6 protein-coding genes are annotated in these 5,295 nt (G+C 69.9%); 1 reads left to right on the top strand and 5 read right to left on the bottom strand.

The window, feature by feature from the left end; translation table 11 throughout:
- Nucleotides 1-726, top strand: a 726-nt coding sequence (locus QOL99_RS14825) for an N-acetylmuramoyl-L-alanine amidase family protein (RefSeq protein ID WP_285524957.1), incomplete at its 5' end; no start/stop codon positions are given.
- Between the two features lie 81 nt (nucleotides 727-807).
- On the opposite strand, the gene QOL99_RS14820 is transcribed toward QOL99_RS14825, so the two are convergent.
- The 5 genes from QOL99_RS14820 to QOL99_RS14800 form a co-directional block, all read right to left on the bottom strand.
- A complete protein-coding gene (locus tag QOL99_RS14820; protein WP_285524956.1) occupies nucleotides 808-1,362 on the bottom strand; it encodes a cob(I)yrinic acid a,c-diamide adenosyltransferase in 555 nt (184 codons plus the stop codon).
- Nucleotides 1,363-1,427: 65 nt separating this feature from the next.
- Nucleotides 1,428-2,936, bottom strand: a complete 1,509-nt coding sequence (malQ, locus tag QOL99_RS14815; RefSeq protein WP_285524954.1) for a 4-alpha-glucanotransferase — start codon at nucleotides 2,934-2,936, stop codon at nucleotides 1,428-1,430.
- A gap of 310 nt (nucleotides 2,937-3,246) precedes the next feature.
- Nucleotides 3,247-3,717, bottom strand: coding sequence for a transcription elongation factor GreA (locus QOL99_RS14810; protein ID WP_285524952.1), 471 nt, complete (start codon nucleotides 3,715-3,717; stop codon nucleotides 3,247-3,249).
- Nucleotides 3,718-3,962: 245 nt separating this feature from the next.
- Nucleotides 3,963-5,039: a type IV pilus twitching motility protein PilT gene (locus QOL99_RS14805; RefSeq protein WP_285524958.1), complete on the bottom strand. Its 1,077-nt coding sequence runs from the start codon at nucleotides 5,037-5,039 to the stop codon at nucleotides 3,963-3,965.
- Nucleotides 5,036-5,295, bottom strand: a 260-nt coding sequence (locus tag QOL99_RS14800) for a pantoate--beta-alanine ligase (RefSeq protein WP_326522590.1), incomplete at its 5' end; no start/stop codon positions are given. The genes QOL99_RS14805 and QOL99_RS14800, both read right to left, overlap by 4 nt.

Below are 5,295 nucleotides of genomic sequence, written 5' to 3'. Positions count from 1 at the left end.
GCCGCCGCCGTCGCCCGCCCGGCCAGCGCGGCAAAGGTCACGCGCCCCCGGGTGGTGCTGGACGCCGGGCACGGCGGCAACGACCCCGGCATGCAGAGCCGCTGGGTCAAGGAGTCGGCGGTCAATCTGGACGTGGCCCTGCGGGTGCGCCGCGAGCTGCAGGAACACGGGGTGGACGTGGTGATGACCCGTGAGACCGACCGCCACCTCCACGCCAGCAAGGGCCCGGACCTCGACCTGCGTTCCAGGCTGGCAAAAAACGACGACACGGCCGCCTTCGTCAGTATCCACGTCAACGCCTCCACCAACCCGGCGGCGCATGGCGTGGAGACCTACTACTTCGGTCAGCCTATGCCGGGGCGCAGCCGCAGCCTCGCCATTCAGGAAAACGGCGGCGGCGCGGTCGGGCAGCAGCTCACCCGGCAGGCGACCAACAGCGCCCAGAGCCTGCTGGGCGACCTGCTGGTGCAGGCCAAGCTCGCCTTCTCGCGCCAGCTCGCGCAGAAGGTGCAGGCCAACCTCGTGAAGGCGACGGGTGCCCTGAACCGGGGCGTGCTCACCGACGCCTTTTACGTGATTCGCAATCCCACCACCCCCGCCATCCTGATCGAGATCGGCTTCGGCTCCAACCCGGTCGAGGGAGCCAAGCTCTCGCAGGAGGCCTACCGCGAGCGCATCGCGGTCGCCATCGCGCGGGCGATTCTGGACTTCCTGAACACGAAGTAGCGTGTGGCCGGTGGAGGACCCGCGCGGCTGGTGGAGGGCCCCGGCATCCGCTTCGGTCCCCGACAGGCCACACGCCACGCGCTACCTGCGGCCTTTCACCATCCACGCCTGTTCGCCCAGCCCCGCCGCCTGGTTCGCGGCGCGGGCCATCACGAACAGCAGGTCGGAGAGGCGGTTGAGATACACCTGCACGTGCTCGTTGATGTCCTCCTCGTGCGCCAGCCGGATCACCTCGCGCTCGGCGCGGCGGGCGACCGTGCGGGCCACGTGCAGGGCAGCGGCGGCGGGCGTGCCCCCCGGATGCACGAAGCCGGTGAAGGGCGGCGCCTCCTCCTGGTAGCGGTCGATCAGCGCCTCCAGATGGGCCACGTCCTGCGCGTCGATGCGGCTGAGCTTCTGGCCGTAGGGACTCTCCTGCCGGGTGGCGAGGTCGGCCCCGAGGTCGAACAGCGCGTTCTGCAGGTAGTCCAGGTCGGGGTCGAGCGGTCCAGCGCCCAGCGCCCGCGCCAGCCCCACCGCCGAGTTGAGTTCGTCCACGGTGCCGTAAGCCTCGACCCGCACGTGCGCCTTGCTGACCCGGTCGGCGCCGTACAGCCCGGTGGAACCGCCGTCGCCCGTCTTGGTGTAGAGCTTCATGGGAGACAGGATAGGGCGCGGGCACAGGGAGTCTCCGGTCCCGCGCCCCGCCCGCGCCGTTCGGTCTAGCCAGTCCGCCCGGTCCGACCCGTCAGCTCGCGCACCCGCGCCGCCAGCTCGGGCGTCAGGTCGCCTTCCCCGAAACGCCACGTCCAGTTGTGCGGCCCGGTCGTGCCCGGCAGGTTCATGCGGGCCCCGGTGCCCAGGTTCAGCAGGTCCTGCAGCGGCACCACGGCGAGGTCGGCGCGGCTCCCGAAGGCCAGTTCGGTGAGCTGCCACGCGAACGTCTCCTCGCGGGGATCACTGCCCGTGTACACCCGGAAATTGTGCCGCTCCTGCTCGGACGCCGCCGCCCACCACCCGCGCGAGGTGTCGTTGTCGTGGGTGCCGGTGTAGACGACCTGGTTTTCCCGCAGGTTGTGCGGCAGAAAGTCGTTCACGGAAAAGTCCCCGCCCCCGAAGGCGAATTGCAGCACCGCCATCCCCGGCAGCCCGAGGTCGTCGCGCAGCGCCTCCACGTCCGGGGTGATCACGCCGAGGTCCTCGGCGATCACGGGAAGGCCGCCCAGTGCTCCACGCACCGCCTCCAGCATCTCCCGGCCCGCCGCCGGGACCCACTCGCCCCCGATCGCCGTCTCGGCCGGAAAGGGAATCTCCCACGAGGCCGCGAAGCCCCGGAAGTGGTCGATGCGGATCAGGTCATAGAGCTTGAGGCTGCCCTGAAAGCGCCGAATCCACCACGCGTAGCCGCTTTCCGCCATCACGTCCCAGCGGTAGAGGGGATTGCCCCACAGCTGCCCGGTCTCCGAGAAGTAGTCCGGCGGCACGCCCGCGACCACCGTGGGTTGCCCGCGGTCGTCGAACTTGAAGCCCCCGCGCTCGGCCCACACGTCGCTGGAATCGAGCGCCACGAAAATCGGGATGTCCCCGATCACCTGCACGCCCCTCGCGCGGGCGTACCCCCGCAGCGCCCCCCACTGCCGGAAGAACAGGAACTGCCCGAAGGCCACCCGCTCGGCCTGGGTCGCCAGCCGCTCGCGGGCCGCCGCCAGTGCCCCGGCGTCGCGGTCGCGCAGTTCGGGCGCCCACTCACTCCAGGCCGCACCGCCGTGTTCGGCCTTCAGCGCCATGAACAGGGCGTAGTCGTCCAGCCAGTCCGCCTCCCCCTGCCGGAAGGCGGCGAACTCGGCCCGCAGCCCCGGCACTTCTCCCGCCGCGAACCGGGCGTGGGCGCGGTCCAGCATCCGGTTGCGCCACACGTACTGGAGGCCGAAGTCCACCCGCTCAGCGTCGAAGGCAGGCAGGTCCGCGAAGTCGGCCCCGGTCAGCAGGCCCTCCTCCCGCAGGGCAGCGAGGTCCACGAGGTACGGATTCCCGGCAAAGGCACTGAACGCCTGATACGGGCTGTCGCCGTAGCCGGTGGGACCCAGGGGCAGCACCTGCCAGGACCGCTGTCCGGCTGCCGCGAGCCAGTCGATAAAGGCGCGGGCGTGGGCACCGAGTTCCCCGATGCCGTGGGGACCGGGCAGGCTGGTGGGGTGCAGCAGCACGCCGCTGGAACGTTGAACAGTCATGAATCAGGCCTCCGGAAATCAGGGTGGGCATGGGCTGGAAGTGGTTCCAGCGGTGCGGGCCGCATTGTACCCAGTCGTACCGGTGCGGGCGGCAGCAGGGGGCGGGAGCCGATGTGCAGCCCCCGCTCCGACGTTCGACCGCTGAGATGGACTCCGGTGGAGAGGTTGACGCGTCAACCGGAACTCCAAGCGGACTTGAAAAGCTGCGAAGGAGTGCGGAGCAGAGTGAGAAGGAGAGAAACGGGTGCCGGGCCTGGAGTGAGCAAACTGGCGTTCTTCCGGTTTGTTCGCGGAACAGACGGAAGCCGTTTTAGCTGTACGTCACTTCCAGCACCTCGAACCGGGCGGTCCCCTTGGGCAGCGGCACGGGCACCACGTCGCCCTCGTGGCGGCCCAGCAGGGCCTGTCCGATGGGGCTGGCGTCGCTGATCCTGCCCTTCAGGACGTCGACCTCGTAGGTGCCCACGAGTTCGAACTGCCGCTCCAGGCCCTTCTCGTCGCGCACCCGCACGCGGGCCCCCAGGCCGATGCCGCCGGAGGAGTCTTCCGCCACGATCAGGGCGCGTTCGAGCTGGTCCTCGATCTCGACGATGCGGGCCTCGTTCTCGCTCTGCTGCATGCGGGCCTCGTCGTAGGCGGCACTCTCGCGCAGGTCGCCGTCCGCGATGGCCGACCCCATGTACTCGCTGATCTGCTCGCGCCGGGTGGTCTTGAGGTGTTCGAGCGTCTCGCGCAGCTTGTCGTGGCCGCGCTGGGTCATGGAAATGCGTTCCCTGGTCATAGCGGTCCAGTATAGGAAAAGCGGCGGGGGTGTGGGGTACGGGTTCCCGGACGCCGGGTCGAAGCCCTTTGTGCGGCTGGACTGCCCCCTGGCACGGACTCTGGAGCGTTTGACAGAAGAGCGACAGAAGAGAACAGAAGAGAGAGGGCTGTTCTGACCCTCTGCCCTCGTGGGTGACGCGTAGAGCTGCTGGCAGAGAGGGCCCTGCGCAGCCGAGGGGTGAGGGGTCTTTGCCGCCAACCGCCCTAGAACCCTGCCCCCGCCCGCGTCACCATCAGCCGGACCTCGTGGGGGCTGGTCGCCGCCGCGAGCGCCTCGTCCATGTGGATCAGGCCGTGCTGGTAGAGCTGCACAAGGTGCTGGTCGAAGGTCTGCATGCCCCGGATGTTGTCTTCCATCAGGGCGCTCTTGATCAAGGGGGTCTTGTCCTCGTCCTTGATGTAGTCGCCGATCAGGGGCGTGTTCAGCAGGATCTCGGTGCCCAGCACCCGGCCCGCACCGTCGGCCCTGGCGAGGAGCCGCTGGCTCACGATGCCGACGAGCGACTCGGCGAGCTGCACCCGCACCTGATCGCGCTCGTGCGGCGGGAAGAAGTCGATGATGCGGTTCACGCTGCGGATGGCGTCCTGGGTGTGCAGGGTGGACAGGACGAGGTGCCCGGTCTGCGCCGCCGAGAGCGCGGCCTCCACCGTGTCCTTGTCGCGCATCTCCCCGATCATGATCACGTCGGGGTCCTGGCGCAGCGCGTACTTGAGCGCCGTGCGGAAGTCGCGCGTATCGGGGCCGATCTCGCGCTGCACGACCAGGCTCCTGCCGTGGCGGTGCAGGTACTCGATGGGGTCCTCGATGGTGATGATGTGCCGGGCGTGGGTGCGGTTGATGTGGTCGATCAGGGCGGCCAGCGTGGTGCTCTTGCCGCTGCCCGTGGGCCCGGTGACCAGCACCAGGCCGCGCGGCGCGTCCGCCAGCGAGCGCAGCACGTCGGCGGGAAGGCCCAGCGTGTCGAAGCTGGGGATGCTCTCGTTCACGGTCCGCATCACGATGCCCACCACGCCGCGCTGCCGGAACACGTTGCAGCGGAAGCGGCCCAGCCCCGGCACGCTGTAGGCGAGGTCGATCTCGTGCCCGTAGCCCACGTCCTCCCACTGGTCCGGCGAGAGGATGGTCTGCGCGAGCGCCGCCGTGTCGGCGGGCATCAGCACGTCCTGACCGAAGGGCAGCAGGTCCCCGTCCAGCCGCCCGACCGGGGGACTGCCGACCTGCAGGTGCACGTCCGACGCCCGGCGGGACACCATCTCGCGCAGCAGCTCGTCGAGGGTCAGCACGCGGGGGCTGCCTCCGGCTCGGGAAAGAGGGCCATGTTGTCGATCAACCGGACGCCGAACATCCGGGCGGCCACCAGCACGCGGGTCATGGGGTCATTCTCCACAGCGGGTCTTTCGCGCATGTCACCGTTCACCACCGCGAGGTATTCGAGACTCAGCTCCGGCTCCTGGGCCAGCACCGCCAGCCCCGCCTGCCGCAGCGCCGCCGTGTCCCGCTCGCCCGAGGCCGCCGCCGACTGCACCGCCCGCAGCG

The organism is Deinococcus rhizophilus, assembly GCF_030271215.1.
In the GTDB taxonomy this organism is placed as follows: Bacteria; Deinococcota; Deinococci; order Deinococcales; family Deinococcaceae; genus Deinococcus; species Deinococcus rhizophilus.
The sequence above is the reverse complement of the archived record's forward strand: the minus strand, read 5'-3'. Positions and strand labels throughout refer to the sequence as shown.